The organism is Mesorhizobium sp., assembly GCF_024509055.1.
GTDB lineage: Bacteria > Pseudomonadota > Alphaproteobacteria > Rhizobiales > Rhizobiaceae > Mesorhizobium.
The window spans coordinates 1-2,132 of record NZ_JANINM010000286.1 but is presented as its reverse complement, the minus strand read 5'-3'; the positions used below and the strand labels follow the sequence as shown (position 1 = coordinate 2,132).

Genomic DNA, 2,132 nt, shown 5'->3' with positions numbered 1-2,132 from the left:
TTCTGCCGGTAGGCCATCATCAGCGGGTCGATATAGTAGGAATAGACGAACGCGACCCCGTCGCTGACCTCCACGCCATGCACAGTCGCGTCGACCATGGTCGGCAGATAACGGCCGATCGTTTCGAAGGCCTCTCCCACCGTGCGCGAGGCCAGCGCTACATTGCCGACGACGCCAGCGTGCCTCGGCTCGTACTGGGCGCCGAACTTCAAGCCGAACTGCCGGTCAGGCAAAATGTCGGCGCAAATCTCCAGCAGTTCCAGATAGCGGATGAGCGGCACACGCCGATCCGGATCGGTCACGTCCTCGGCCTCGAGCCCGGCACGGCGCAAGGCTTCACCCACATCGGCGCCGTGCGAGCTCATATAGGCGTCGAGGCCGTAGACGATGCTCGCCAGATTGATCGTTGGCGCGGCCAGCTTGGCCGCGGCGCGTCTTTCCGTCGTCATTGGCGCGACCTCGCAAGGCTTTGGCGGGGTATATCAAGACGGTTCCCCCCTCTTTGACGAATACCCAGGCGGCACTGAAAAACGGCCGCTTGCGGTCGCGTCATCCGAACACAAAGGGATCCATCATGACCAAATTTACACCACCACCGGCGCCAAGCGAAGTCGAAGCCTTCATTGGCCAGGTTGTCACCGACCTCAGCGCCGCATTCTCCGGCGTGCTGGTCAATGTGGGCCGCAAGCTTGGCCTGTATCAGGCGATGGTCGACCTTGGCGCCTGCACATCGAATGCGCTTGCCGAGGCGACCGGCATTCGCGAGCGCTATGTCCGCGAGTGGCTCGCCAACCAGGCGGCCGGCGGTTACGTGGCCTACGACGCAAGCAAGCAGACTTACGCCTTGCCTCCGGCGCAGGCGATGGTGCTGGCGCTCGACCAGAGCCCGATTTTCATGGCGCCCGCCTTCGATGTAGCGGCGTCGTTCTGGCTCGACGAAGACCGGATCGTCGAGACTTTCCGTTCCGGCGAAGGCCTTGGATGGCATGCCCACAACCATCGCCTGTTCTGCGGCACCGAGAGTTTCTTCCGCACGGGCTATCGCACGCATCTGGTCGGCGATTGGCTCCCGGCGCTCGACGGCGTCGTCGAGCGCCTGAAGCGCGGCGCCCGGGTCGCCGACATCGGTTGCGGGCACGGCGCCTCCACCATCCTGATGGCGCAGGCATTTCCCAAGTCGAGCTTCGTAGGCCTCGACTATCACCACGGATCGATCACGACCGCGCGCACCCGCGCGGCCGAACAGGGCGTGAGCGGCAACACCGCGTTCAAAGTGAAGTCCGCAACGGAGTTCGACGATCGCGACTTCGACCTCATCTGCTTCATGGACTGCCTGCACGACCTGGGCGATCCGGTCGGCGCGCTCGCCCGCAGTCGCGATGCGCTCAAGCCGGACGGCAAGGTGCTGCTGGTGGAGCCTTATGCCGGCGACCGGCTGGAGGAGAACCTGAACCCGATCGGCCGAATGTACTACGCCGCCTCGGCCATGGCTTGCACGCCGAACTCCCTGTCGCAGGAGGTTGGGCTCGGCCTCGGCGCGCAGGCGGGCGAAGAGCGCCTGCGCAAGGTGGCGCGCGACGCCGGGTTCTCCGGTCTGCGGCGCGCCGCCCAGACGCCGGTCAACTTGATCCTTGAACTGATCCCGTAAGCAGCGACGTTCAACCAATCGAACGCGTTCCTCTGGCTCGGCGCGGCTCCGGCATCCGTCTCCGCGATTGAAGCTGCCCTTTCCGAAAGGCGCCATGCCGCCGCTCACAGCCTGAGGTGCATCGACATGTTGACCGCACTCCTGTTTCGCTTTCCTTTCCCCGGGCCCTGGGGAAAGGAACTGGCGCAAGCCGTTCGCGGCCTCGCGCATGACATTGCCACCGAGCCGGGTCTCGCGTGGAAGATCTGGCTGGAAGACCGTGCTGCCGGCCATGCTGGCGGGATTTACCTCTTCGAGGAAGCCGCCGCTGCCGAGCGCTATCGCGAGAAGCATGAGCGCCGCCTCGCGGCCATGGGGCTCGCCGGCGTCACGGCAAATGCCTTCTCAGTCAATTCCGAGCTGTCGGTTCTGACGATGGCGGGAGCCGCACTAGGACCAATCGACATTCAGGATTCAAATTTGGATTGATGCATGATTCATAGGC

Annotated in this window: 3 protein-coding genes; 2 read left to right on the top strand and 1 reads right to left on the bottom strand. The window is 64.3% G+C overall.

Annotated features, from left to right (window positions below):
- Positions 1 to 449 (bottom strand): AraC family transcriptional regulator ligand-binding domain-containing protein (locus tag Q0L57_RS13140; RefSeq protein WP_296743255.1); only part of this gene is annotated, 449 nt, incomplete at its 3' end.
- A gap of 125 nt (positions 450 to 574) precedes the next feature.
- Here Q0L57_RS13140 and Q0L57_RS13135 point away from each other — a divergent pair.
- Together Q0L57_RS13135 and Q0L57_RS13130 are read left to right on the top strand one after the other, a co-directional pair.
- Positions 575 to 1,648 (top strand): class I SAM-dependent methyltransferase, encoded by a 1,074-nt coding sequence (locus Q0L57_RS13135; RefSeq protein WP_296743253.1) that lies wholly within the window; start codon positions 575 to 577, stop codon positions 1,646 to 1,648.
- A 126-nt stretch (positions 1,649 to 1,774) separates the two neighbouring features.
- A complete protein-coding gene (locus Q0L57_RS13130; RefSeq protein WP_296743252.1) occupies positions 1,775 to 2,116 on the top strand; it encodes a monooxygenase in 342 nt (113 codons plus the stop codon).
- The last annotated feature ends 16 nt before the right edge of the window (positions 2,117 to 2,132 follow it).

What these genes read in the sequence shown, in the direction of transcription:
- Q0L57_RS13130 (WP_296743252.1), top strand. Translation starts at nt 1,775, where the DNA reads ATGTTGACCGCACTCCTGTTTCGCTTTCCTTTCCCCGGGCCCTGGGGA.
- Q0L57_RS13135 (WP_296743253.1), top strand. Translation starts at nt 575, where the DNA reads ATGACCAAATTTACACCACCACCGGCGCCAAGCGAAGTCGAAGCCTTC.